Below are 23,815 nucleotides of genomic sequence, written 5' to 3' on the forward strand. Positions count from 1 at the left end.
ATATGTCGACGAACGCCGGCGCCAGCGTCACGCTCGTTCGCAACGCCACGGTCCTCGCGACCGTCGGCGAGACGACCTTCCTCGTCGATCCGCTGTTCGCGTCCGAGGGTACGCTCCCCCCGATCGATAACACCCCGAACGACCGCGCGAACCCCCTCGTCCCGATTCCCGACGTCGACCTGTCGCACGACGCGGTGATCGTCACCCATCGCCACCCCGACCACTTCGACGAGGCGGCGAGGTCGGAGCTCGGCTCGGACGTCCCGCTGTTCTGTCAGCCCGCCGAGGCGGAGGCGTTCGTCGAGGACGGGTTCACCGACGTGCGACCCGTCGAGGACGCGGCGTCGTTCGGAGGAATCAGCCTTCATCGGACGCCCGGCCGTCACGGGCACGGCGAACTGGCCGAGCGGATGGGTCCCGTCTCCGGGTTCGTCCTCGAGGGCGACGAGACGCTGTACCTCGCCGGCGACACGGTCTGGTACGAGCCGGTCGCGGCGACCCTAGAGCGGTTCGAGCCCGACGCGGTCGTGCTCAACGGCGGCGAGGCGCGGTTCAATCAGGGGGAGCCGATCACGATGGGCGTCGCGGACGTCGCCGCCGTCCGCGAGGCCACCGACGCCGGGGTCGCCGTGGTCCACATGGAGGCGATCAACCACTGCCTGCTCTCTCGCGAGGAGCTGCGATCGGAGACGGAGGGAGTCCTGGTCCCGGAAGACGGAGCGCGGCTGGAACTCTGACTGCATCGCTGTTTCGGAGCGACGTCCCGCAGAAGGTCCGGGTGCGAGAATTGAACCCCGGTCGGACGTGCTCGCTTCGCTGCGCGCGACCTCCCTGATTCGATTCTCCGCGGATCCCTGCGGCTCGCGGTGTTGCTCGCCGCAGAAGGTCCGGGTGCGAGAATTGAACCCGCGTCTCAGCCTCCACAAGGCTGAAGGATAGTCCACTACCCTAACCCGGACACGCGTCGATATCTATCCCGCTTTGATAAATAACCGTTACGACTCCCGGACGGGCGTGTGACGCGGTGCCGTCCGGTAATCGCCCAGGGCCGGAAAGGGGACAGCGGCTCCGACGACCACGGCCCTTTTACTGCCAGCCGGCGTATCTCGCCCCAACCGTGGCGTTCACCGACAAGATCTACGTGAAGAACCACCGCCAGCTCGCCTCCCAGCTGGAGACGAACGTCCCGAAGGGGGCGTTCGCCGGTGCGACCCTCGACATGCTGTTCACCGGTGACGGGCTCTCGAAGCTCGACTCCACGACGCGCGACCGCGTCCTCGACTTCGCCGAGGACTTCCTCGACTGCGACTGTCAGGCGAACCCCTACTGCGGCTGTCCCGAGGAGAAGTTCATGCGGTACGTGTTGGAGCTTCGGGCCGAGGGGCTCGGCCCGCAGGCGATCGTGGACGTGATGACGGACGACTACATGGTGTACGCCTACACCGGCGACGTGCTCTCGTTCCTCGACGACGCGGTGCGGAACCTGGAGGCCGTCGAAACCCTCGCGGACGTCGAGGGCAACGAGGAGATGTCCGAACGGGCGCGGCGCGCGAAGCGCGAATTGTCGGGATAGAACGACGTGGCGAACAGCGATTCCGTCGGTTCGAACGTATATTTATAGGTCATTACAGTCGCTGTGACGGCGAACATCTCCAAAGCCCCAGCCGCGAGGACTCGCGTGACTCGCTGCGCTCCTCGTCACTCGCTTCGCTCGTTCCTGTGGTGCTTGCATCGTCAGGCTTCGTCCTCGCGGCTGCCCCTTTGAGTCCCTCCCGACCGCCCCTCAACCGCACCTCACACCTCCCCAGCCTCGCGGTTCGCGCTCTTCGAGCGCTCACCGCGTCCAGCGAGAATCGGAGATTCTCTGGCAGCCGGCGTGTAGCGCCGGCGACCTCGCGCGCGCTCCTCGTGCCCTAGGGGCACTCGGAGGCGCGCAGGGCGAGAGCGAAGCTCTCGCTTGCAGCCGGCGCGGAGCGCCGGCGACGTCACCGCCCTCTTTTATAAATAGTAGACCGATCTCTGGTCGAGTCGCTTCCCGCCCGCATAGAGCGTCCGAACGGTCTAAGTGCGCTCGCTCCCGAACTTGGGTAATGAGTCTTCGGCCCGCGTGGCTTACCTTCAGACGATACGCGGCGGCGACGACGGGGATGACGCTGACGCTGTTCGCGCTCGGCGTCTACACCGCGGCGACCGGGTCCGGCTTGGCGTGTCAGGCCCAGTGGCCGCTCTGCTCCGACCAGCTCATCCCCGCGATGACGATCAACCCGGACTTCATCGAGTGGTTCCACCGCGTGTGGGCGATGGTCACCGGCTTCCTCATCATCGGGACCGCCGGCTGGACGTGGCTCGGGAGCTTCGACCGCCGAACGCGACTCGCGGCGACGCTCGCGGTGCTCATCCTACCGCTGCAGATCACCGTCGGCGCGATCACCGTCACCGTCGGCGGGCTCGTCCCCGGCGGGTACACCGTCTCGACGCACGCGGCCCACCTGATCGTCGCGCTGACGATCTTCACGCTGCTCGGACTGACGACCATCTGGGGCGGCGGCCGCGGGTCGACGAGTCTCCTCCGGATCGCGACCGCCATCGCCGTGGCCGGCATCGTCGCCAGCGCGGTGTTCTCGCGGGCGGTCCCGTTCGTCACGTACTCCCCGGGCGCGCAGGCCGGCTTTTATATCACCGGGCTCGCGGGGCACCTCGGGCTCGTCGCGACCGTGGCGTTCGCCACCGAGGCGGTCCGGTCCGGCTACGCGGGCGTGAGCCGGTCCACCGCCGGGACGGTCCGACTGCTCGCCGCCGGCGCGATGGCGGCCCTCGTCACGACGCTGCTGTTGGGTCGCGATCTGGTGCTGTACACCGCGGGGTGGGAGCGGATCAACCTCGCGGCGTTGGGCGTCGCCGTCGCGCTCGCCGCGGGCGCGGCGTGGGTCGCGCGCGGCGCCGACGGCGCCGGCCCCGCGACCGACCCGATCGGCGGCGACTGAGCGACCCTCGGCGTCAACGCGGAGAGCGGTCACCGCGGGATTCGAGAGACGACCGATGAGACGCGCGTCCGCGGAGGGGCGCCCGGTTCACTCAGAGAGCCCGGTGACGACCTCCACGCCGCGCACGTCGTACTCGCCGAGCGCGGCGAGCCGGGCGGAGACCGCGGAGAGCCCGATCTCGTCGCTGACGAGCGCGCCGGGATCGACGTCGGTCGCGTCGAGGAGCGCGAACAGGTCGTCGTAGCTCGTCGGCGGCATCCCGCGCGAGCCCACGAACGAGACCTCCCACCGCGTCATCCAATCGGTCGGGAGCGACACCTCGCCGCGCTCGGCCTCGGTGGTCAGTCCCACCTGTACGTGGGTGCCGCGGGGGCGCACTGACCGGACCGAGTTGCGGCAGGTCTCGGCGATCCCGAGCGCGTCGACGGAGACGTCGGCGCCGCCGTTCGTGAGGTCCCTGACCCGTTCCGGCACGGCGGCCGCGGCGCCGTCGCCTCCGCGGTCGGTGTCGGCGTCGGCGGTGTCGCCGAGGTCGGCGGGGTTCACGAGCGCGTCGGCGCCGAGGTCGCTCGCGAGCGCGAGCGCGTCGTCATCGACGTCGACCGCGACCACCCGGGCGCCGAGGGCGTCGCCGAGCTGGACCGCGGAGAGCCCGACGCCGCCGCAGCCGTGGACTGCGAGGCGATCGCCGGCGCTCAGGTCGGCCCGCTCGGCGAGGGCGTGATACGCGGTCATGTACCGACAGCCGAGCGCGGCCGCGGCGGTCGCGTCGAGCCACGACGGTCGCTCCACGAGGTTGTAGTCGGCGTTCGGGACGGCGACCCGTTCCGCGAACGCGCCCGGCGCGTCCGGCTCGAAACCGAGCGCGCGCCCGTCGGCGCAGACGTTGCCGTGTCCGCGGCGGCAGTACGGGCAGGTGCCGTCGCCGAGTGAGAAGGGGACGACGACACGGTCTCCCGGCGCGAACCGGTCGACCGACCGGCCGACGGCGACCACCTCGCCCGCGGGCTCGTGTCCGAGCACCTGCCCGCGCGGGACGCGGTCGTCGGCCCACTCGCCGTGGCCCATCCAGGCGTGCCAGTCGCTCCGACAGACGCCGCAGGCCTCAACGCGGACCACGGCCTCGCCCGGTCCGGGCTCCGGGGCGGGGACGTCGCGGACCGCCAGCGGTTCGCCGTACTCGCGAAGGATAGCCGCGCGCATGCCTGAACGGAGGGGAGGGGGTGAAGTAAAACCCCTCCGCGAGTCGGCTCGGAATCCGTCGGGGCCGGGACCGTGCCGTCAGACTCGTGTAATACTAGTGATACGACGAGGCGAACCACCGGCCAGTAGCACACAGAGACGGAATAAAAGCTCTTTTCGACGCTAGTACAAGTTGATTTCATCATTTTCAGAGTTGATATCGAACGTCAGACAACTGATAGACAAGTAAAATTTATAATATTACAAGACAGGGTATCGTACGTGTTGTCGCCGATGGAGCGTCGTCCGGGCGTCGCCTATCGACGGCCGGACGGCGATCCGAACCGCGTCGTCGTCGAGGCCGCGGGCGAGTCGCGGCTGGACGTCGACGCCCTGCCTCGGAGCGACTGGCTAGAGGCCACGGCCGAGACCGACCGGGATCGCCTCCGCTCGGCGCTCGACGGCGAGGTCGTCGACGTCACCTACCGCCTCGCGACCGACGACGAACCCACGTGGGTCCGAGAGTGCGGACAACGGGACGAGCGCGGCGACGTCGTCGGGTACCTCCTCCCCGCGAGCGAGCAGGTGGAGCGCCGGCGCCGGGTGGAGCGTCAGCGCGAGCGACTGGCGGAGTTCGCCAGTGTCGTCTCGCACGACCTGCGGAACCCGCTTTCGGTCGCCGCCGGGAACCTGGAACTGGCGAAGGAGTTCGAGGGCGAGGCGGGCGACGAGCGACTCGAACGCGCCACCGACGCCCTGGACTGGATGGACGATCTCATCTCGGACCTCTTGGCGCTCGCCCGAGAGGGGCGATCCGTCGAGGCGGCCGCGCGCGTCGATCTCCGCCCGGTCGTGGAGGCCGCGTGGCGAACCGTCGGGTCCGGCGCCGAGGCCGAACTCGTGATCGACGACCGGCTGCCAACCGTCGAGTGCGACCGGAGCCGACTCAGGCAGGCGCTCGAGAATCTCTTCCGGAACGCGATCGAACACGGGACGTCCGCCGACTGCTCGCCGGGGGACGTCTCCGGCGTGTCTGGAACCGACGACGGAGCGGGTCCGGCCGAGACCGCAAGCGACGAGAGCGAAGCCGATCCGCCGGCCGCCACGTCGCTCCGGATCTTCGTCGGGTCGCTCCCCGACGGGTTCTACGTCGCAGACGACGGGTCGGGGATCGACCCCGACGAGCGCGAGGTCGTGTTCCAACCCGGCCACACCACGGCGGAGGACGGCACCGGGTTCGGCCTCGCGATCGTCGAGCGCATCGCCGAGGCCCACGGCTGGTCGGTCTCGGTGACGGAGAGCCGAGCGGGCGGCGCGCGGTTCGAGTTCGAGGGGGTCGACGACGTCGCCGACGCGGACCTCGCGAAACCGGACTCCGGGGGAGTCGCGACCGACGCCGGCGGCTCACCGACGCGGTAACACCGACATCGCCGCGGCTCGTCGGTGCAGCACCGCCGCGAGCGCGCAGAGAGGCGACGCGTTCAGAAGAAGTCGTTCAGTCCGGCCTGCCCGTCGTCTTCGCTCCCGTCGTCGCCCGCCACATCGCCGGCGCTCTCGGAGCCCTCGCTTCCGCCGGTGTCGTCGGATCCGTCGCTTCCGGCGGCTGGCGCCTCAGCGACGTCTTCGTCCGCGGTCTCCGCGCCTGCGGCCTCCGCGACCCGCGCGCCGCCGGCGAAGGCGCCCTCGGCGTGCTCCTCCATGCGCTCCTCGCGGAGCGCCTGAGCGTCCCCGACGATCGACGCGACCTTGTTGGTCGACTCGCCGGAGCCGGTGACGAAGGCGACGCCCGCTTCGTCGAGGTCGTAGGCGGCCGCCATCGCGACCGTCAGCTCGCGGGGCTTGCAGTGGTGGGTGACCGTCTCGAGGAACGGGAGCACATCGCGTCGGGCGGTCGCGACGCTGCAGCCGCTGGCGGCCGCGATCTTTCCGACGACCTCGTCGGCGGTGGCGTTCGAGGAGCTCCAGAACTGCGGGCGGCTGTATCGCGTCCACCCGCCCTTCTCCCCGTCGCGGGCGGCGGCGACGCCCGCGGCCGCGTTGTCGGTCGCGTAGCGCCAGTAGGTGTAGTTCTGCGTGGCGCGCACGCGACCCAGCCACACGTCGGCGTTCGCGAGGAAGTCGTACGCGCGGACCGCCTCGCGCGGATCGTACACGTCGAGGACGTTGTTCTCGATCCACATCGTGAGGTCGTCCGGCGTCTCGTCGACGGCGTACGCCGACTGCAGCGCCTCCTGCGCCGACTCCTCTTTTAACACCGCGTCGAGGAACGGGAACAGCCCGAGCGCCTTGTCGCGGTCGCCGGTGACCACGTCCTCCACCGTGATCGCGTCCCGGCCCTCGGTGGCCGCCTGGAGGTCGTTGATCGCGCCGCGGAGGTCGCCGCGGTTGCGCTCACCGATCCGCTGGAGGGCGTCGGACTCGAACTCGATCCCCTCTTTCCGGCAGACGTCCCGCAGGACGGGGACGATGGACCGAGCGGAGACGTCGCGGAACTCTATCTCCTGGGTCGCCTTGCGGAGCCCGCGGGACATGTCGTAGTAGTCGTTGGCGATGAGGACGATCGGCTGGCCCGACTCCTTGACCAGCTTCGTGATCGCGCTCGCGCCGCCGCGGTCGTAGTTGCCGTGGATGTTGTCGGCCTCGTCGAGGATGACGAGCTGGCGAGAGGCCGTGTCGCCGCCGGCCGCGCCGCCGCCGGCAGCGCTCCCGCCGAGGGTGGCGTTGCGGGCGGCCCGGCCCGCGAAGCGCTCGATGACGTCGGCGGTGCGCTGGTCGGAGGCGTTCAGTTCGACCGTCTCCCAGCCCATGTCGTTCGCGAGGGCGTGGGCCGCGCTCGTCTTCCCGACGCCCGGGCTCCCGTGGAGGACGACGGCCTCGCGGTGGTCGTCCCACGAACGCGCCCACGCCGCGAACGCGTCGCGCGCCTTGTCGTTGCCGCGGACCTCCGAGAGGGTGCTCGGGCGGTACTTCTCCGTCCAGTCGCTCATTACTGGAAGGTGGGACGAGGTGCGTTTAGTGGTTGCGGAGCGTTACTCCTCGCTCACCCCTTTCAGGTCGAGTCGTGGAGCGAACCCCTCGTACGCGCCGTCACTGGAGACGAAGGTGTCGCCGTCGGATTCGACGAGCTGGAGCGCGTGGAAGGGTGTGAACCCGTGGTCTTCGACGTACGTCGCCGCCGCAACAACGGTATCCACGTCGCCGCGTACGTCGAGGAGTTTCGCGGCGTTCGTGACCACCCGCTCGGTGTCGCGTTCCTCGCGGTAGGCGACCAGTAGGAGTTCGATGAGGGCGAACTGCGATGTCCACAGTTCGTCTCGGTTGTTTCGATACACCGTCTCGGCCGTCTCGCCTAACCAGTCTTCATGCTTGATGAGCGCGAGCAGGAAGTCAGTCTCGGCGTACACTCAGCGCCCGGCCTCGTCTACCGCCGCTTCGCGCGCTCGTTCCCTGAGGTCACCGGCCGTTTTTTCGACGTCGGCGAACTCGTCTCGAAGCGCGTCGAGGGGGTCGTCTGCGACCGGAATCAGCTTGATTCCGTCGTGAAGTTCGACGATGTGATAACGGTCTCCGTGCCGCTCTCGAATCTCTTTCGGGAGTGTCAGACGCCCCCGGTCGTCGAGCGTCGCGTCGGACATGCTGTATCGTACGGTGGGTCTAATGAAAACAGTTCCCCAGAATCACAGGTCTACCCATTACATCGTCTCGACTCGTGTCTCGTCTATCGAGACAGGCCGTGTCGCCAGTACACACGAGATGCACGCGATTTGACTGCCTACTCCGTCCGGTCGACGGTCGTCACCGCTTCTCCGGGACGTCGTCCGCCCGGTTGTGCGTCTCGCGACCACCGCGCACCACGCCTTTAGCTCCGTTCGTCGAACGTCCACGGAGGTGCAACACCAATGACGACGACGTACGACGAATGGACGGACGCACAGGAACGGACGACCGTCGCGGTCGACGACCACGAGATCGAGATGGCGTACCGGGACGAGGGGAGGGGCGATCCGGTGGTGTTCCTCCACGGGATCCCCACGAACTCGTACCTCTTCCGCGAGCAGTTCGAGGCGGTCGCGGCAGAGCGGCGCGCGGTCGCGCCGGACATGATCGGCTACGGCGGCTCGGCGATGCGCGACGGGTTCGACCGGTCGATCCGCGCGCAGGAGATCGCGGTCCGCGGACTGGTCGACGAGCTCGGGTTCGATTCGATCGACTTCGTCGGCCACGACCTCGGCGGCGGCGTCGGGCTGCGCTACGCGGCGCGGACCCCCGAGGCCGTCGACCGCCTGGTGCTGTCGAACTCCGTCGCCTACGACTCGTGGCCGATCGGGACGATCACCGACCTCGGTCTCCCGGAGACGGCTCGGGAGACGAGCGTCGAGGAGCTGCGAGGGATGCTCGACGGGCTGTTCCGAGACACGCTCCGCGGCGACGACCACGACGAGGCCTTCCTCGAGGGAATGACGGCGGCGTGGGCCAGCGAGGAGGGCGTCACCTCTCTCGTCAGGAACGCGAGCGCGACCAACACGAGCCACACGACGGAGATCGACCCGCGGGACGTGACCGCCGACACGCTCCTGCTGTGGGGGACGGAAGACGAGTTCCAGCCGGTCGAGTGGGCCGAGCGGCTCGAGTCCGACATCGACTCCTGCGAGCTCGTGGGTCTGGAAGCCAACCACTGGGTCCCGGAGGACCGGCCGGCAGCGTTCACCGAGTACCTGACCGACTTCCTGTTGTAGAGGCCCGGTCGGCCGTCCGATACCGGAGATTCGGACGGCCGCCAACCGCCCGCGGTTACGCCCGGCTCACTCGGTCGCTTATGCGACCGGGGGGCGTACTCGAGGGACATGGCTCCAGACGAGGACGCGATCACGGTCTACTCGGATTACGTCTGCCCGTTCTGTTACCTCGGCCGCCGGTCGCTGGCGGCGTACCAGGAGACGCGGGAGCGCGAGCTCGACGTCGACTGGCACCCGTACGACCTCCGAGGGCACAAGCGCGGTCCGGACGGCGAGATCGTCCACTCGATCGACGACGGGAAAGACGAGGCGTACTTCGACCGGGTCCGCCGGAACGTGGACCGCCTGCGCGAGGAGTACGGCGCCGAAGAGATGCTCGACCTCGACGACCTCCCGGACCGCGTGGACTCGTTCGATGCGCAGGTCGCCTCGCTGTACGTGACCGAGGAGCACCCCGGTCGGTGGCTCGACTTCGACGAGGCGGCCTTCGAGGCCCTGTGGGTCGAGGGCCGAGACGTCGGCGACGTCGACGTGCTGGCGGAGATCGCAGAGAGCGTCGGGCTGGACGGCGACGAGATCCGGCGGGCGGTCGACGACGAGACGCTCAGCGACCGGCTCCGGAGCGACTTCTCCGCGGCGCGAGACGCGGCGGTCTCCGGCGTTCCGATGTTCAGGTACGAGGGGCGGACGGCCTTGGGAGCGGTGCCGCCGGAGCAGTTGGAACGGCTCGTAGACGGCGTCTGACTCGGGGGCGGCCGAGACGTCGGCGTCGCTCGCGACCTAAAAGCTCGAAGTGGGACCGCTGAGAGTCGAACTCAGGTCATACGGACCCCATCCGCATAGGATACCACTACCCCACGGTCCCCGTCTGCACGCGGAAAAATGAGAGTGCAGTAATTAAGGACTTCGCTTCACTCCTCGTCGCTCTCGCGCGGGACCACGAGGTCGCCGTCGTCGCGCACCGCGAGGCTCCCGGTCGGGTCGCCCTCGTAGACCGCCAGTCCCTCGGTGCGTCCGAGGACGTAGCCGTCGCGGTCCGCGCTGATCGCCCCTCGCTCCTCGCCGGTCGCGGCGACCACGTCGGCGAGGACGTCGCCCTCCTCGAACGCGTCGCCGGCGGCGACGCGGTGACGGATCAGGCCCGAGACGTCGGTCGTCGGTCCGCGGAAGCGACGGACCGGAAAGTCGACCGGCGTGGGGTTGAGATAGTCGCCGGGCTCGCCGACCGACCCCGGAACGTCTTCGCCCGCGAGGAGGCCGAGTTCGACCGCGACCGCGGCGATTCCGGCGACGCCCGCCTCGACCAGTCCGTCGTCGACGACGCTGTGCGCGCCCAGCTCCGCGGTGAACGCCGGGACGCCGGCCTCGTTGAGCACGGCGCCCGCGGTCGAGCGCTGGAGGTCCTCCTCGACGTACTCCGCGGCCGGGTACTCGCGCACCGTCGGGAAGCCGAAGGCGTCGACGAGGCGGCCCAACTCGTCGGAGAGCGCCACCGCGTCGTTCTCGCTCCGCCGCTCTCCGAACAGCACGCGGTCGCGGATCGCGAAGGGCTCGCTGCCGACGCCCGCGGTGTGACAGTCGATCAGCGCGTCGGCGACGACGCCCGTTCCGGCGGGCTCGGCGACTGGCGGGTCGACCGGCTCGCGGTCGGGACCGTCGCGCCCCCCTGCGTCCTCGACCGTCTCGCCGGTCATCGCGGCGTACAGCCGGGCGTCGATCCGCTCCTGGAGCTTCGGCGGCCGCGCGGACTCCGCGTCGGCGTCCGGGAAGTGCCGATTCGGGTCCTCGTCGGCGTAGTACGTCTCGCGGGCGTTCCTCCGCAGGCCCGCCGGCGAGACGACGGGAACCGCGACGACCGTCCCGGCGAGCGCTGCGAGGGCCTCTACCGCCAGCGCCGTCACCGCGTCTTGGACGACGGCGACACCGGTCGCTTCGTCTCCGTGGACGCCGCCCGTCAGCCACAGCGTGGGTCCGTCTTCCGGCCCGTTCGCGACGACGACCGGGAGCCGCTCGGCGGTGCCGGTCGGCAGCTCCGCGACGTCGAGCCAGCCGCGGGCGACCTCGCCCGGTTCCGCGCTCGCCGTGCCGAGGGACACCCGTTTCTCGTCGCTGTCGTGTGTATCGCCCGCGTCCGGATCGCCCGCGTCTGAGTCGCCCGCGTCCGGATCGTCCGCGTCTGGGTCGGCCGCCTCGCGTTCGTCCATACTCGGACCCGCGCGGGCGCGATTATAAAAGGACGCGCTCCAGCGAGACGACGACGCCCGACTCGGCGTCGGGGTCCCCGACGAGCCGGCCGAGACAGACCGCGACGCCGTCGGGCGTGTGGCACGCGACGAGCGGCAGGTCGTCGGCCGCTTCCGACGATCGCGCGGTCGCGTCGGTCGCTTCCGCAACGCCGATGACTCCGGGCGCGTACACCGGCGCGCCGGTGGCGACGTTGCGCGCGGCCGAGGGCGCGACCGTCACCGACGGGAGGTGGACCAGCGCGTCCTCGGCGGGCCGGACGACCTCGCGGAGGAGCGCCTCGTCGCCCGCTCGCGCCCACGCGAGGCCGTCGACGAGGTCCTGTAACGCGTGGAGGTCGCCGTCGTCGAACGGGTCGGTGGCGGTCCGGCGGAGGTGTCCCATGTGGGCGCCCACCCCGGTCGCGAGGCCGATGTCGTGACACAGCTTCCGAACGTAGGTCCCCGACTCACACCGGATCCGGAGAAGCGCCCGCCGGTCGGCGACCTCCAGCACGTCGAGCTCGTGGATCGTCCGGGTCCGGAGCCGGCGGGTCACGGCGCTCTTCCGCGGGGGCTTCTGGTAGATCTCCGCCTCGAACTCGGCGACCACCTCGCGGAAGTCGCTCGGCGGCGACCCGTGGAGTTCGAGGACGGCGACGTACTCCTTGCTTCCCTCTAAAAAGACTTGAGCCGCCCGCGTCGCGTCGCCGGTGAGCGTCGGCAGACAGCCGGTGACCTTCGGGTCGAGGGTGCCGGCGTGGGCGACGCCGTCGATCGGCTCCCCATCCGGGTCGAGCGCCGCGAGCGCGTCGTTGACCGCGTCGCGCACCCACGCGGAGAGCTGGTGGGAGGAGGGGCCGGCGGGCTTGTCGACGTTGACGACGCCGAACCGGAGCAGCTCCGGGATCGAGCGCTCGCCGGGCGGGGCCCGGAGCGGGTCGTCGCCGGCCGCGGGAGCGTCGTCGGCTGTGTCTGTCATTGGAGTGTACCGTGTTGTCGCCGACTCAGAAGTCGTAGCTCACGCCCTCGATCGGCGCCTTCCCCTCGTCGGTCGCGGGGTCGTACGCCTCGATGGTCGCCACGAGTATGTCGAGGAAGGGCTCGGGGCTCCAGCGGGCGGTGTTGTACGCGGCGTCGTAGATCGACAGGTCGTCGATGTCGATGCCGTAGAACTCGCCGTACCGCTTGCGCTCGGAGTCCTCGCGTCGCTTCGTCTCGGTTCTCGCGCGGTCGACGGGCTTCCCCTCGCGCTCGGCGATCCGCTCGGCGCGGACCGAGAGCGGGGCGTCGAACCAGAACCGGAAATCGGCGTGGTCGGCCGCGAGCCACCCGGCGAGCCGCGACTCCAGGACCAGATCGTTGCGGGTCGTGGCGATGTCGCGGAGGCGTCGGTCGAGCTTGCGGTCGAACTGGGGGTCCTGCTCGGCGAACTCGTTGAACTCGACCGGCGTCATGCCGCGTTCGGCCGCCATCTCGCGGAAGATGTCGCCGCCGGAGACGTGGTCCACGCCGAGCCGGTCGGCCAGCCCCGCGGCGTTCGTGCTCTTCCCGCTGCCGGGCGGGCCGGAGACGGTGATTAACATATCGCTACTGCGCAGGTGTCGTTCAAAACGGTTGTCGTTCGCCGCTCGCGGTACCGACCTCTCGGCGTCGTCCCGCGGCGGCGACGCCTCCCGCTACCGGTCCCGCGTCGCCGCGGTCATCGACCAGACGGCGACGAGGCCGAGGAGGACGGCGGGGACGAGCGGCAGGGCGAGGTACGTCGCGAAGAACGGCAGTCCGAACCAGCCCGCCGCGTACGGATAGAGATAGATGATCCCGGGGATGACGAGGACGCAGGTGAACAGCACGGCCGTCAGCGCCCACCCCTTCCGGCCGAAGCCGTCTGCCACCGGCTCCTCGCCGGCTGGGGTTTCGCCCGCCGGGGTCTCGCCGGCCGGGGTTTCGCCCTCCGGGACGTGGACGTAGCCGCCGTCCGGGCTCCCGTCCGCGTCGGTCTCAGAGCTCACTGTCCGGTCTTACGACTACTTTGCCAAAGCCCTCACGGTTCTCGATCATCTCGTGGGCGCGCGCGGCCTCGCTCATCGGGAGGGTGTCGCGGACGTGCGGCTCGAAGGTGCCGTCCCAGACGAGTTCGAGGACGTCGTCGACCTCGCCGGGCGTCGCCATCGTCGACCCGATGACGGACAGCTGGTTCCAGAAGATGCGGTTGAGCCCCGCGTCGGGGTTCGGGCCGGTGGTCGCGCCGCAGGTGACGAGCCGCCCGCCCTTCGCCATCGACTTCAGCGAGTTCGGGTACGTCGCCGCGCCGACGTGGTCGACGACGACGTCGACGCCGCGTTTCCCGGTGAGTTCGGCGATCTCCTCGGCGAAGTCGTCCGTCTCGTAGTTGATGACGTGGTCGGCCCCGCACGCCTCGGCGTGCGAGAGCTTCTCCTCGGTGGAGGCGGTCGCGAACACCTCACAGCCCGCGTGGTCGGCGATCTGGACCGCCGCGTGGCCCACGCCGCCGGAGGCGCCGAGCACCAGGACCTTCTCGCCCGCCTCGATGTCGGCGCGGGTCTGGAGCATCCGCCACGCGGTCTGGAAGACGAGCGAGGCGGAGCCGGCGACCTCCCAGTCGACGTCCGAGGGAACGGGGACGAGGTTCTCGGCCGGGACGGCGGCGAACTCGGCGTGGACCCCGCGCACGTGTTCGCCGATGATGTGGAACGAGGGGCACAGCGACTCCTCGCCGTGGCGGCAGAACTCGCACTCGCCGCAGGAGACGCCGGCGCTCACGGCGACGCGGTCGCCGGGCTCGAACCGCGTCACGCCCTCACCGACGGACTCGACGACGCCGGCCGCGTCGCTGCCAGGGATGTGGGGCATCTCCAGGTCGATGCCGGGCATCCCGCGACGCGTCCAGATGTCGAGGTGGTTCAGCGCGCCCGCCTTGACGTCGACGACGACCTCGTCGCGTCCGGGATCCGGGTCGGGGAACTCGCCGTACTCGATCACGTCGCGGTCGCCGTGGGAGTCGAACTGGACTGCCTTCATGTGTCGGACCACCCGGGGCACCCACTAAACAGTACGCCAAACGGAACCCCCCGATTCCGCGAGACGCGGCGTTCTCCACGTGAACACCTCACACCCGTGCGAACGGGACGCACTCGGCCCCGCCTTCCGTGATGTTTAAGTAGCGAAAGCGGGACCGTACGGATGCACGAACTGCAGGGGCACCGGGTCCCGAGTCCGCGAGGGCGACGATACGACGCGAGTTGCGGTAGCCAAGCCTGGCCCAAGGCGCAGGGTTGCTAACTCTGTGGCGTCACTGCCTCCGGGGTTCGAATCCCCGCCGCAACGCTCGAACGGACCGAGCACCGCCGGATTCGCGCCGGTAGGGCTCACCACAACCAACACATGAGCACGGAAGAAACACAGGACGACTCGCCGGAGGAGGAAGACCTCCAATACTTCGTCCGGATCGGGGGCGCTGACCTCGACGGGACGAAGACGGTCGAGCGAAGCCTGTCCGAACTCGACGGCATCGGCACGCGCACGGCGCGGCTGGTCGCCGAGAAGGCCGACGTGGACCGCAACGCCACGTTCGGTCTCCTCGACGAGGATGACATCGACGCGGTGGTCGACATCGCCGAGAACCTCGAAGACCACGTCCCGTCGTGGATGACGAACAGACAGAACGACTTCTACTCCGGAGAGACGACGCACCTCGTCGGCACCGACGTCAGCGAGAAGCGCCGTCACGACATCAACCGGATGAAGGTCATCGAATCGTACAAGGGCGTTCGCCACAAGCGCGGCCAGAAGGTTCGCGGCCAGCGCACGAAGTCCACGGGACGGTCCGAGGGCACCATCGGCGTCAACGTCGAGGAGATCCGCGAGGAGATGGCGGAAGAAGAAGCAGCGGGTGACGAGGAATGAGCACCGGCAAGAACACCAAGGGCTACGAGACGCCGAACCACCCGTACCAGGGCGAGCGCATCGCCGAGGAGTCCGACCTCCTCTCGCGCTACGGCCTGAAGAACAAAGAGGAGTTCTGGCGCGCCCAGTCCGAGCTGCGCAGCATGCGACGCGAGGCGCGTCGGCTGCTCGGCGAGGCCCAGGGTGACGTCGACGCCGCCCAGGAGGCCGGCGCGGAGTTCGTCGCACGGCTCCGTCGCATCGGCATCCTCGGCGACAACGACGACATCTCCGCGGTCCTCTCGCTGGACGTGACCGACCTGCTCGAGCGCCGTCTCCAGACGGTCGCCTACCGGCAGGGGTTCGCGTCTTCGACCCAGCAGGCCCGCCAGTTCATCGTCCACGGCCACATCACCGTCAACGGGGCCCGCGTCACGCGCCCCTCGGTGAAGGTCGACGTGGACGACGAGGGCGCCATCGCCTTCGACGAGACGAGCCCGCTCGCGGACGATCTCCACCCCGAGCGCGCGGAGTCACAGGAGAGCAACTAATGAGTGAATCCGAGGACGGAAAGTGGGGCATCGCCCACGTGTACGCGTCGTTTAACAACACGCTCATCACGGTCACCGACGAGACGGGCGCCGAGACGATCGCCAAGTCGTCCGGCGGCACCGTGGTGAAGCAGAACCGCGACGAGGCGTCGCCGTACGCCGCCATGCAGATGGCGGAGGTCGTCGCCGAGCGCGTCAAGGACGCCGGCTTAGAGGGCGTGCACGTTCGCGTGCGCGGCCCGGGCGGCAACCTCAACAAGTCCACCGGTCCCGGTGCGCAGGCGACGATCCGCGCGCTCTCGCGCGCGGGCGTCGAGATCGGCCGGATCGAGGACGTCACGCCCATCCCGCACGACGGGACGAAGGCGCCCAAGAACAAGCGAGTCTGACATGACGGAAGACGACTTCGACGTCCAGTACGTCGAACGGGACGAACGAAGCGCGCGGGTGCTGATCCGCGGGCTCACGCCGGCGTTCGCGAACGGCATCCGCCGCGCGATGATCGCCGACGTCCCGACGTTCTCGATCGACACCGTCCGGTTCGTCGAGAACTCCTCCGTCATGTTCGACGAGATGATCGGCCTCCGGCTGGGGCTCATCCCCCTGACGACGCCGCTCGACGACTTCGAGGTCGGCGACGAGGTCACCCTCGCGCTTGACGTCGAGGGACCGGCGACGGCGTACTCCGGCGACATCGAGAGCGCCGACCCGCTCGTCGGAGTCGCCGACGAGAACGTGCCGATCATCGAGCTGAAGGAGGGACAGCGGCTGGAGTTCGAGGCGGACGCGGTGCTGAACGCCGGCAAGGAGCACGCCAAACACCAGGGCGGCGTCTCCGTCGGCTACCGTCACCTCCAGCGCGTCACCGTCGAGGGCGACCTCGGCGAGTTCGACGACGACGAGCCCCGGATCCTCCGCGGCGTCATCGAGACGCCCGACGGGGACATCGAGCTCACCGACGCGTTCGACAACGACCTCTCGGAGCGGTTCCCCGGGAAGGAGGTCAGCGTCGAGGACGTCCCCGGCGCGTTCGTCTTCCACATCGAGACGGACGGGTCGTTCAGCGTCGAGGAACTGCTGCTCCGCGCGATAGAGTCCATCGAGGAGCGCGCGGACGAACTACAGACGAAAGTCGCGGTCTAACGTAATGACGGACCTTCAAATCACGCGGCCGGCGCTCGCCCCTGCACGGAGCCGCGGCGCCGCGTTCCGACCCGACGCCGCGTCGGGTCGCTCCGAGCCCGAGTCGGGTCGTTCCGACGGCGGGACCGAAAGTGGTTTGAAGGGAGCCGGATTACCCAGGAGTGCACGCAGGGATAGCCAAGTCAGGCCAACGGCGCAGCGTTCAGGGCGCTGTCCTGTAGAGGTCCGCAGGTTCAAATCCTGCTCCCTGCACTCCGTTTTCACTAACTCTCCACCACAGGAGGGACAGCTATGAGTAGCAAGACGAATCCGAAACTACAGAACCTCATCGCCGATCTGAAGTCGGTCTCGCGTGACTCCGGTGCCAGCGTATGGCAGGACGTCGCCGACCGACTGGAGAAGCCACGGCGCACGCACGCTGAGGTCAACCTGGGCCGCATCGAACGGTACGCTCAGGAAGACGAGACGGTCGTCGTCCCCGGCAAGGTGCTGGGCAGCGGTGTGCTCGAAAAGAACGTCACCGTCGCCGCCGTCGACTTCTCGGGGACCGCCCGAACGAAGATCGACCAGGCCGGCGAAGCGGTGTCGCTAGAACAGTTCGTCGAACAGAACCCCGAAGGCAGCGACGTCCGGGTGATTCGATGAGTCTCGCGAAGATCGACGCGGACGTCGTCGTCGACGCCCGCGACTGCATCCTCGGTCGCGTCTCGTCGAAGGTCGCCCAGCGCGTCCTCGACGGCGAGACGGTCGCCGTCGTCAACGCCGAGCGCGCGGTCATCACCGGCAACGAGGAGGCGACGCTGGAGACGTACCACACCCGCGCGGAGCTCGGCTCCGACAGCGGGCCGTACTACCCCAAGCGCCCCGACCGGATCTTCAAGCGTGCCATCCGCGGCATGCTGCCGTACAAGACGGAGGACGGCCGCGAGGCGTTCTCGAACGTCCGCGTCTACGTGGGGAACCCCTACGAGCGCGACGACGACGTCGAGAGCGTCGTCCTCGACGGCACCTCGCTCGACCGCCTCTCGAACATCAAGTTCACGACGCTCGGGGAGATCTCCGAGTCTCTGGGAGCCAACGTCACATGGTAACTAACACCTCAGGCAAAAAGAAGACGGCCGTCGCCCGCGCCACCGTGCGCGACGGCGCCGGTCGCGTTCGCATCAACTCCCAGCCAGTCGAGCTGGTCGAACCGGAGCAGGCGCGTCTCAAGATGCTGGAGCCGTTCCGCATCGCGGGCGAGGAGCTCCGCGACGGCGTCGACATCGACATCAACGTCGAGGGCGGCGGCTTCAGCGGCCAGGCCGACGCGACGCGGACCGCCATCGCGCGCGGTCTCGTCCAGCACCTCGGCGACGCCGAGCTGCGCGACGCGTACATGAACTTCGACCGCACGCTGCTGGTCAACGACGTTCGCCAGTCCGAACCCAAGAAGTGGGGCGGACCCGGCGCGCGTGCCCGCTACCAGAAGTCCTACCGCTAAGGTGATCCAGTCATGATGATCCCCGTCCGGTGTTTCACGTGCGGCAACGTCATCGGTGAACACTGGGAAGAGTTCAGGGAGCGCGCCCGCGAGGGCGACGAGGACCCGGGCGAAGTGCTCGACGACCTCGGCGTCCACCGGCACTGCTGTCGCCGGATGATGGTCAGCCACCGCGACCTCGTCGACGTCGTCTCACCGTACCAGTAATAATGTCAGGACAGCGATACAATCGATACGAGAAGGCACGGATACTCGGCGCGCGAGCGCTGCAGGTGTCCTACGGGGCGCCCGTGCTGATCGAGACGGACCAGACGGAGCCCATCCTCGTCGCCGCGGAGGAGTACGACGCGGGCGTGCTTCCGTTCACGGTCCGGAGGGAATCCAACTGATGACACGAATCACCAGCGTTTCGTTGCGGCGCGTGCTCGACTCCCGCGGAAACTCGACCGTCGAGGCCGACGTCCTCACCGAGTCAGGCGGCTTCGGCCGCGGAGCGGCACCCAGCGGGGCGTCCACCGGCGAGTACGAGGCGATCGAGCTGCCCGCCAGCGAGTCCATCGCGAAGGCCCGCGAGCACGCCGTGCCGCGGCTCGAAGGCCTGTACGCGGGCGACCAGCGCGCCGTCGACAACGCCCTTCGGGCGGCCGACGGCACGGACGACTTCTCGGCGATCGGCGCAAACAGCGCGGTCGCGATCTCGATGGCGGCCGCGAAGGCCGCCGCCGACGTGCTCGGTGCCCCGCTGTACCAGCACCTCGGGGGCGCGTTCCGCGGCGACAACTTCCCGATCCCGCTCGGCAACGTCGTCGGCGGCGGGGAGCACGCCAAGGAGGCGACCCACATCCAGGAGTTCCTCGCGGCGCCGGTGGGCGCGCCCAGCGTCTCGGAGGCCGTCTTCGCGAACGCCGCGGTCCACGCGGCGGTCGCGGACGTGCTCGACGAGCGCGGCGTGCCCGCGGCGAAGGGCGACGAGGGCGCGTGGGCGCCCCCCATCTCGGACGCCGAGGCGTTCGAGGTCGTCGAGGAGGCGGTCGACCTCGTCGAAGACGAAGTGGGCTTCGAGATCCGCTTCGGGCTCGACATGGCGGCCGCCGAGTTGTACGACGACGACGATGACGCGTACGTGTACGGCGACGAGACGAAATCGACCGACGAGCAGATCGAGTACGTCGCCGACCTCGTCGACGAGTACGACCTCGCGTACGTCGAGGACCCCCTCGACGAGAACGACTACGAGGCGTTCGCGGAGCTGACCGGCCGGGTCGGCGACCGGACCCTCATCTGCGGCGACGACCTGTTCGTCACCAACGTCGAGCGGCTCCAGGAGGGCATCGAGAAGGGCGCGGCCAACAGCATCCTGATCAAGCCGAACCAGATCGGGACGCTGTCGGACGCGTTCGACGCGGTCGAACTCGCCGCCCGTAACGGCTACGAGACGATCATCTCCCACCGATCGGGCGAGACGGAAGACACGACCATCGCACACCTCGCCGTGGCGACCGACGCCGGGTTCATCAAGACCGGGACGGTCGGCGGCGAGCGCACCGCCAAGCTGAACGAACTGATCCGCATCGCGGACGACGCGGTATGACGGGTCCACACCACACATGAGCGAAGACAACGACGCGGTCGAACTCGACGACGACGCGGAGACCGAGGCGGTCGACGCGACGGTCGAGGAGGAGGCCGACACGACCGAGGAACCGACCGCCGACGCGGCTGCCGAGGGGGCGTCCGCCGACGCCGAACCCGAAGCACCCGCCGACGCCGAGACCGGAGACGCCGAGGGCGACGACGGCGCGGACGAGGAGGAGGCCTCCCCGTTCGACGACGACGTCATGCCCGACGACGACGTCGACCTGCTGATCCCCGTCGAGGACTACCTCTCCGCCGGGGTCCACATCGGGACCCAGCAGAAGACGAAGGACATGGAGCGGTTCATCCACCGCGTCCGCGACGACGGCCTGTACGTGCTCGACGTGAGCACGACGGACCAGCGGATCCGCACCGCGGCTGACTTCCTCTCCAACTACGACCCCGAGCAGATCCTCGTCACGTCCTCGCGGCAGTACGGCCGGTTCCCGGCCGAGAAGTTCGCGGACGCCATCGGCGCCCGCGCCCGCACGGGACGGTTCATCCCCGGGACGCTGACGAACCCCGACTACGCCGGCTACATCGAGCCGGATGTCGTCGTGGTGACCGACCCGATCGGCGACGCGCAGGCCGTCAAGGAGGCCATCACGGTCGGTATCCCGGTCATCGCGATGTGCGACTCCAACAACCAGCTGTCGAACGTCGACCTCGTCATCCCGACGAACAACAAGGGTCGACGCGCGCTGTCGGTCGTCTACTGGCTGCTCGCCAACGAGACGCTCGACCGCCGCGGTGCCGACACCGTCTTCCCCCTCGACGACTTCGAGGACGAACTGTAACCGTCGACATCGAGTTCGACTTTTCGCCGCTCGAATCGAGAGACCCGATCCCGAGCGGGACCGACCGCGCGTCTCGAGAGCGAGCGCCGTCGACGGGACCCGTTCGCCGGATCCGACCACCGGGCGCCGTCCGATCAGATGATGTCGGGCGTGTACGGGTACTGGTACACCTCTCCGTCGTTGGCCTTCACGGTCGCTATCAGGACCAGCACGAGGTCTATCACGGCGATGAGTGGGATCAGCAGGAGCCCGATGAGCACGACGGTCAACAGCCCGGATATCACCAGCGCCACGAACACGACGATCTGGAAGTTCAGCGCGTTCTTGGCGTTCCGTTTGACGAGTTCGTCGTCGTCGTCCGCGAGTATGAGGAAGAGGAGGGGTCCGAAGAAGGACGCGACGAGCGCGGAGGCGTGTGCTAACGCCGCGAGAGTCGTGTCCCCCTCCACCCGCTCTGCTGCGGGGTCCGTCTCCTCTTCGGCCGTCGTCTCTGAGGCGGTCGCTGCTTCCTCCGCCGTCGTCTCCGCGGGGGTCGCGTCTCCCCCTCCGCGGTCCTCGTCGGTGTCGGTGTCGTCGGACATGTTCGTTCGCTTTCATCCCGACCAGATAAGTGTTTGGTGACCGAGGGGACGCGTCTCACGGACCGTTCACCCGGCCGCGTCGCCGGACTCGTCGTACGTCCACTTCCCTTCGATCTCCCGGTTCGCGAGCACGACGCGGTCGCCCCCGTCCGTGTCGATGCGGGTCTTCCGGAGCTCGATGGCGGCGACGGTACCGGTCACGCCCTTCGCTTCGACGCGGTACCCCACGTTGAAATCGGGGTCCCGGAGGAGGTAGACGCCGGCCACCGTGTCCTCGATCATCTCCGAGAGCGCGTACGAGACGCCCAGCGCGATGAAGCCGACGGCGGTGCCGAGACTCGCCGCGATGTCGCCCATGCCGACGATCTTCAGGAAGGTCAGCGCGACGCCGAACCACAGGAAGATCGCCACGAGCGTGACGATGAGGTCGCCCACGAGCTCTCTGTCGCCGACGTACACCCGATGGATCGAGGCCCGGACCACCGAGAGGACGAGGCGGACCGTCACGTACGCCAGCGCGAGAAAGACCGCTCCGGAGAGCAGCCGAGGGATCGCGACCGCGATACTCTCGACGAAGTCCGTGATCGACCCCGCGAGGAGCGACGGTAGCTGAGTCATGGCACACGCGACGGCGGGCGGCGCTGAAAAGATGGGGGGATCGGCCGGGCCGTCGTCGACGGGCCGCGCCCCGACGAAGGCGACCGGCCCGCCGCGCGACCCGGCAAGCGCAACGCCTGTAAGCCCCCGGAGAGAGGGAGTTCGTATGACCGTCTGTGAAGCGCCGGGGAAGGTGTACCTCTTCGGCGAACACGCCGTCGTGTACGGCGAGCCGGCCGTGCCGGCCGCGATCGAGCGACGCGCAACGGTGACCGCCGAGCCGCGGGCGGACGACCACGTCCGCGTTGAGGCCGAGGACCTCTCGTTGAACGGGTTCACCGTGGAGTACTCCGGCGGCACCGACGACCGCCCCGACGTCGACGTGCCGACGCCGCTGGTCGAGGCCGCGATGGGCTACGTCGACGCCGCGGTGCGGCAGGCGCGAGCGGCGGCCGACGCGCCGGACGCCGGCTTCGAAATCACCGTCGAGAGCGACATCCCGCTGGGCGCGGGGCTCGGCTCCTCGGCGGCCGTCGTGGTCGCGGGGATCGACGCCGCGACGCGGGCGCTGGGCGAGCCGCTGGACCGACGCGAGCTGGCCGATCGCGCGTACCGCGCCGAGTACGAGGTGCAGGACGGGCAGGCCTCCCGCGCCGACACCTTCTGCTCGGCGATAGGCGGTGCGGTCCGCGTCGAGGGCGACGACTGCGAGCCGATCGAGGCGCCGAACCTACCGTTCGTCGTCGGCTTCGACGGTGGCGCGGGCGACACCGGCGAGCTCGTGGCCGGCGTCGGCCAGCTCCGCGAGGAGTACGGGTTCGCCGCCGACACGGTCGAGTCGATCGGCGACGTCGTCCGGACCGGCGAGGCGCTGCTGGCCGACGCCGTCCCGGAGGAGGAGCCGTCGCCGGAGCTGCTCGCGGAGCTCGGCGAGCTGATGGACTTCAACCACGGCCTCCTCGCCGCGCTCGGCGTCTCGGCGCGGTCGCTCGACGCGATGGTGTGGGCCGCCCGGGACGCGGGCGCACACGGCGCGAAGCTCACGGGCGCGGGCGGCGGGGGGTGCATCGTCGCGCTCGACGCGAGCGACGCCTCCGAGACCGCGCTCTCGTTCACGCAGGGCTGCGAGGACGCGTTCCGCGCCGAGTTGGCGACCGAGGGCGTCCGGGTGGTGGAGTCGTGACGAACGACGGACTCGACTCCGGCTCCGACGGCGCCGCACCCCCCGTCGTCCTCAAGCTCGGCGGGAGTCTGATCACCGAGAAGGACCGACCCGAGACGCTCGACGACGAGAGGCTCGCGGCCGCCTGCGACGCGATCGCGGACGCCCTCGCCGACGGGACGGTCGACCGGCTCGTCGTCGTTCACGGCGGCGGGAGCTTCGGTCACCACCACGCCAGCGAGCACGGCGTGTCGACGAGCGCGGGGACCCGCGATCCGGCGGCCGTGGCGGACGTCCACGGCGCGATGACGACGCTGAACCGGGCCGTCCTCGACCGGCTCCGCGACCGCGACGTGTCCGCGGTGCCAGTCCACCCGCTGTCGCTCGCGGCCCGACCCGACGGGGCCGGCGGCGACCTCGACCTCCCGCTCTCGTCGACGTCGACGCTGCTGGGCGAGGGGTTCGTCCCGGTGCTCCACGGCGACGGCGTCGCGACCGCGGGCGCGGGCGTCACCGTCGTCTCCGGCGACGAGCTGGTCGTCGAGCTCGCCGCCGGCCTCGGCGCGCGGCGGGTCGGCGTCTGCTCGATCGTCCCCGGCGTCCTCGACGCGGGCGGGGAGGTGATCCCCGCCGTCGACTCGTTCGACGCGGTGGCCGACGCGCTCGGCGCGAGCGACGCGACGGACGTCTCCGGCGGGATGGCGGCGAAGGTGCGGGAGCTCCTGGCGCTCGACGCGCCGGCGTACGTGTTCGGCGCCGACGGGTTGGGACCGTTCCTGCGCGGCGAAGACGCGGGCACGCGGGTCGACTGACCGGGTGACAGAACCCTTATTCGC

30 protein-coding genes and 4 tRNA genes are annotated in these 23,815 nt (G+C 69.6%); 21 read left to right on the forward strand and 13 right to left on the reverse strand.

What is annotated here, in order from left to right; genetic code table 11:
* The first annotated feature begins 2 nt into the window (after positions 1-2).
* On the forward strand, positions 3-737 hold the full coding sequence (locus R6U01_RS08785) for an MBL fold metallo-hydrolase (protein WP_410286086.1): 735 nt from the start codon (positions 3-5) through the stop codon (positions 735-737).
* 148 nt (positions 738-885) lie between these two features.
* Here the strand turns inward: R6U01_RS08785 and R6U01_RS08790 are convergent.
* Positions 886-958, reverse strand: a tRNA-His gene (locus tag R6U01_RS08790).
* 159 nt (positions 959-1,117) lie between these two features.
* Between R6U01_RS08790 and R6U01_RS08795 the strand changes: the two genes are divergently transcribed.
* Both R6U01_RS08795 and R6U01_RS08800 read left to right on the forward strand, forming a co-directional pair.
* The gene (locus R6U01_RS08795) at positions 1,118-1,573 is read left to right on the forward strand and encodes a DUF5814 domain-containing protein (RefSeq protein WP_410286087.1); all 456 of its coding nucleotides are present in this window, start codon (positions 1,118-1,120) and stop codon (positions 1,571-1,573) included.
* 574 nt (positions 1,574-2,147) lie between these two features.
* Positions 2,148-2,984 (forward strand): cytochrome oxidase assembly, encoded by an 837-nt coding sequence (locus tag R6U01_RS08800; protein ID WP_410286212.1) that lies wholly within the window; start codon positions 2,148-2,150, stop codon positions 2,982-2,984.
* Positions 2,985-3,071: 87 nt separating this feature from the next.
* Here R6U01_RS08800 and R6U01_RS08805 read toward each other — a convergent pair whose 3' ends face one another.
* The gene (locus R6U01_RS08805; protein WP_410286088.1) at positions 3,072-4,187 is read right to left on the reverse strand and encodes an alcohol dehydrogenase catalytic domain-containing protein; all 1,116 of its coding nucleotides are present in this window, start codon (positions 4,185-4,187) and stop codon (positions 3,072-3,074) included.
* Between the two features lie 273 nt (positions 4,188-4,460).
* On the opposite strand from R6U01_RS08805, the gene R6U01_RS08810 reads away from it, so the two are divergent.
* The gene (locus R6U01_RS08810; RefSeq protein WP_410286213.1) at positions 4,461-5,585 is read left to right on the forward strand and encodes a sensor histidine kinase; all 1,125 of its coding nucleotides are present in this window, start codon (positions 4,461-4,463) and stop codon (positions 5,583-5,585) included.
* Between the two features lie 62 nt (positions 5,586-5,647).
* Here R6U01_RS08810 and R6U01_RS08815 read toward each other — a convergent pair whose 3' ends face one another.
* The 3 genes from R6U01_RS08815 to R6U01_RS08825 are packed head-to-tail and all read right to left on the reverse strand — an operon-like array spanning position 5,648 to position 7,801.
* The gene (locus R6U01_RS08815; RefSeq protein ID WP_410286089.1) at positions 5,648-7,153 is read right to left on the reverse strand and encodes a replication factor C large subunit; all 1,506 of its coding nucleotides are present in this window, start codon (positions 7,151-7,153) and stop codon (positions 5,648-5,650) included.
* 42 nt (positions 7,154-7,195) lie between these two features.
* On the reverse strand, positions 7,196-7,570 hold the full coding sequence (locus tag R6U01_RS08820; RefSeq protein WP_410286090.1) for a hypothetical protein: 375 nt from the start codon (positions 7,568-7,570) through the stop codon (positions 7,196-7,198).
* Entirely contained in the window at positions 7,571-7,801 is a 231-nt protein-coding gene (locus R6U01_RS08825; RefSeq protein WP_410286091.1) for an AbrB/MazE/SpoVT family DNA-binding domain-containing protein, read from the reverse strand. It abuts the gene before it with no gap.
* A 264-nt stretch (positions 7,802-8,065) separates the two neighbouring features.
* Between R6U01_RS08825 and R6U01_RS08830 the strand changes: the two genes are divergently transcribed.
* Positions 8,066-8,902 carry an alpha/beta fold hydrolase gene (locus tag R6U01_RS08830; RefSeq protein ID WP_410286092.1) on the forward strand — a complete coding sequence of 279 codons (837 nt, stop codon included), beginning with the start codon at positions 8,066-8,068 and terminating at the stop codon, positions 8,900-8,902.
* Between the two features lie 108 nt (positions 8,903-9,010).
* Entirely contained in the window at positions 9,011-9,646 is a 636-nt protein-coding gene (locus R6U01_RS08835; RefSeq protein WP_410286093.1) for a DsbA family protein, read from the forward strand.
* A 50-nt stretch (positions 9,647-9,696) separates the two neighbouring features.
* Here R6U01_RS08835 and R6U01_RS08840 read toward each other — a convergent pair.
* From R6U01_RS08840 to R6U01_RS08865, 6 genes are all read right to left on the reverse strand, one after another.
* Positions 9,697-9,767, reverse strand: a tRNA-Pro gene (locus R6U01_RS08840).
* A gap of 46 nt (positions 9,768-9,813) precedes the next feature.
* Positions 9,814-11,106, reverse strand: a complete 1,293-nt coding sequence (locus R6U01_RS08845) for a succinylglutamate desuccinylase/aspartoacylase family protein (RefSeq protein WP_410286094.1) — start codon at positions 11,104-11,106, stop codon at positions 9,814-9,816.
* A 22-nt stretch (positions 11,107-11,128) separates the two neighbouring features.
* A complete protein-coding gene (locus R6U01_RS08850) occupies positions 11,129-12,106 on the reverse strand; it encodes an RNA-guided pseudouridylation complex pseudouridine synthase subunit Cbf5 (protein WP_410286095.1) in 978 nt (325 codons plus the stop codon).
* A 25-nt stretch (positions 12,107-12,131) separates the two neighbouring features.
* Positions 12,132-12,710 (reverse strand): (d)CMP kinase, encoded by a 579-nt coding sequence (gene cmk, locus R6U01_RS08855; RefSeq protein WP_410286096.1) that lies wholly within the window; start codon positions 12,708-12,710, stop codon positions 12,132-12,134.
* Between the two features lie 93 nt (positions 12,711-12,803).
* Complete coding sequence (locus R6U01_RS08860; protein WP_410286097.1) at positions 12,804-13,136, reverse strand: hypothetical protein; 333 nt, start codon at positions 13,134-13,136, stop codon at positions 12,804-12,806.
* Complete coding sequence (locus R6U01_RS08865; RefSeq protein WP_410286098.1) at positions 13,126-14,166, reverse strand: zinc-binding dehydrogenase; 1,041 nt, start codon at positions 14,164-14,166, stop codon at positions 13,126-13,128. The genes R6U01_RS08860 and R6U01_RS08865 overlap by 11 nt, the downstream gene beginning before the upstream one ends.
* 220 nt (positions 14,167-14,386) lie before the next feature.
* Between R6U01_RS08865 and R6U01_RS08870 the strand changes: the two genes are divergently transcribed.
* From R6U01_RS08870 to rpsB, 13 genes are all read left to right on the forward strand, one after another.
* A tRNA-Ser gene (locus R6U01_RS08870) sits at positions 14,387-14,472 on the forward strand.
* A gap of 57 nt (positions 14,473-14,529) precedes the next feature.
* Positions 14,530-15,051, forward strand: coding sequence for a 30S ribosomal protein S13 (locus R6U01_RS08875; RefSeq protein WP_410286099.1), 522 nt, complete (start codon positions 14,530-14,532; stop codon positions 15,049-15,051).
* Complete coding sequence (locus R6U01_RS08880; RefSeq protein WP_410286100.1) at positions 15,048-15,581, forward strand: 30S ribosomal protein S4; 534 nt, start codon at positions 15,048-15,050, stop codon at positions 15,579-15,581. The genes R6U01_RS08875 and R6U01_RS08880 overlap by 4 nt, the downstream gene beginning before the upstream one ends.
* Positions 15,581-15,970 (forward strand): 30S ribosomal protein S11, encoded by a 390-nt coding sequence (locus R6U01_RS08885; RefSeq protein ID WP_004046448.1) that lies wholly within the window; start codon positions 15,581-15,583, stop codon positions 15,968-15,970. Before R6U01_RS08880 ends, R6U01_RS08885 begins: the two co-directional genes overlap by 1 nt.
* Before the next feature lies 1 nt (position 15,971).
* Positions 15,972-16,724 carry a DNA-directed RNA polymerase subunit D gene (locus R6U01_RS08890; RefSeq protein ID WP_410286101.1) on the forward strand — a complete coding sequence of 251 codons (753 nt, stop codon included), beginning with the start codon at positions 15,972-15,974 and terminating at the stop codon, positions 16,722-16,724.
* Between the two features lie 167 nt (positions 16,725-16,891).
* Positions 16,892-16,976, forward strand: a tRNA-Leu gene (locus tag R6U01_RS08895).
* Positions 16,977-17,015: 39 nt separating this feature from the next.
* Entirely contained in the window at positions 17,016-17,369 is a 354-nt protein-coding gene (locus R6U01_RS08900) for a 50S ribosomal protein L18e (RefSeq protein ID WP_410286102.1), read from the forward strand.
* Entirely contained in the window at positions 17,366-17,815 is a 450-nt protein-coding gene (locus R6U01_RS08905) for a 50S ribosomal protein L13 (RefSeq protein WP_410286103.1), read from the forward strand. Before R6U01_RS08900 ends, R6U01_RS08905 begins: the two co-directional genes overlap by 4 nt.
* Positions 17,809-18,207 carry a 30S ribosomal protein S9 gene (locus tag R6U01_RS08910; RefSeq protein WP_410286104.1) on the forward strand — a complete coding sequence of 133 codons (399 nt, stop codon included), beginning with the start codon at positions 17,809-17,811 and terminating at the stop codon, positions 18,205-18,207. The genes R6U01_RS08905 and R6U01_RS08910 overlap by 7 nt, the downstream gene beginning before the upstream one ends.
* A gap of 12 nt (positions 18,208-18,219) precedes the next feature.
* Complete coding sequence (locus R6U01_RS08915) at positions 18,220-18,414, forward strand: DNA-directed RNA polymerase subunit N (RefSeq protein ID WP_410286105.1); 195 nt, start codon at positions 18,220-18,222, stop codon at positions 18,412-18,414.
* A gap of 2 nt (positions 18,415-18,416) precedes the next feature.
* On the forward strand, positions 18,417-18,596 hold the full coding sequence (locus tag R6U01_RS08920) for a DNA-directed RNA polymerase subunit K (protein ID WP_410286106.1): 180 nt from the start codon (positions 18,417-18,419) through the stop codon (positions 18,594-18,596).
* Entirely contained in the window at positions 18,596-19,798 is a 1,203-nt protein-coding gene (gene eno, locus R6U01_RS08925; protein ID WP_410286107.1) for a phosphopyruvate hydratase, read from the forward strand. The genes R6U01_RS08920 and eno overlap by 1 nt, the downstream gene beginning before the upstream one ends.
* A 16-nt stretch (positions 19,799-19,814) precedes the next feature.
* Positions 19,815-20,639: a 30S ribosomal protein S2 gene (gene rpsB / locus R6U01_RS08930; RefSeq protein WP_410286108.1), complete on the forward strand. Its 825-nt coding sequence runs from the start codon at positions 19,815-19,817 to the stop codon at positions 20,637-20,639.
* A gap of 134 nt (positions 20,640-20,773) precedes the next feature.
* Here the strand turns inward: rpsB and R6U01_RS08935 are convergent, their stop codons facing one another.
* Together R6U01_RS08935 and R6U01_RS08940 are read right to left on the reverse strand one after the other, a co-directional pair.
* The gene (locus R6U01_RS08935) at positions 20,774-21,088 is read right to left on the reverse strand and encodes a DUF4870 domain-containing protein (protein ID WP_410286214.1); all 315 of its coding nucleotides are present in this window, start codon (positions 21,086-21,088) and stop codon (positions 20,774-20,776) included.
* A gap of 198 nt (positions 21,089-21,286) precedes the next feature.
* On the reverse strand, positions 21,287-21,838 hold the full coding sequence (locus tag R6U01_RS08940) for a mechanosensitive ion channel domain-containing protein (protein ID WP_410286109.1): 552 nt from the start codon (positions 21,836-21,838) through the stop codon (positions 21,287-21,289).
* A 145-nt stretch (positions 21,839-21,983) separates the two neighbouring features.
* On the opposite strand from R6U01_RS08940, the gene mvk reads away from it, so the two are divergent.
* A complete protein-coding gene (mvk, locus tag R6U01_RS08945) occupies positions 21,984-23,000 on the forward strand; it encodes a mevalonate kinase (RefSeq protein ID WP_410286110.1) in 1,017 nt (338 codons plus the stop codon).
* Positions 22,997-23,791 carry an isopentenyl phosphate kinase gene (locus tag R6U01_RS08950; RefSeq protein ID WP_410286111.1) on the forward strand — a complete coding sequence of 265 codons (795 nt, stop codon included), beginning with the start codon at positions 22,997-22,999 and terminating at the stop codon, positions 23,789-23,791. Before mvk ends, R6U01_RS08950 begins: the two co-directional genes overlap by 4 nt.
* Positions 23,792-23,815: the final 24 nt, after the last annotated feature.

It is taken from the genome of Halorubrum sp., from assembly GCF_046498025.1.
In the GTDB taxonomy this organism is placed as follows: domain Archaea; phylum Halobacteriota; class Halobacteria; order Halobacteriales; family Haloferacaceae; genus Halorubrum.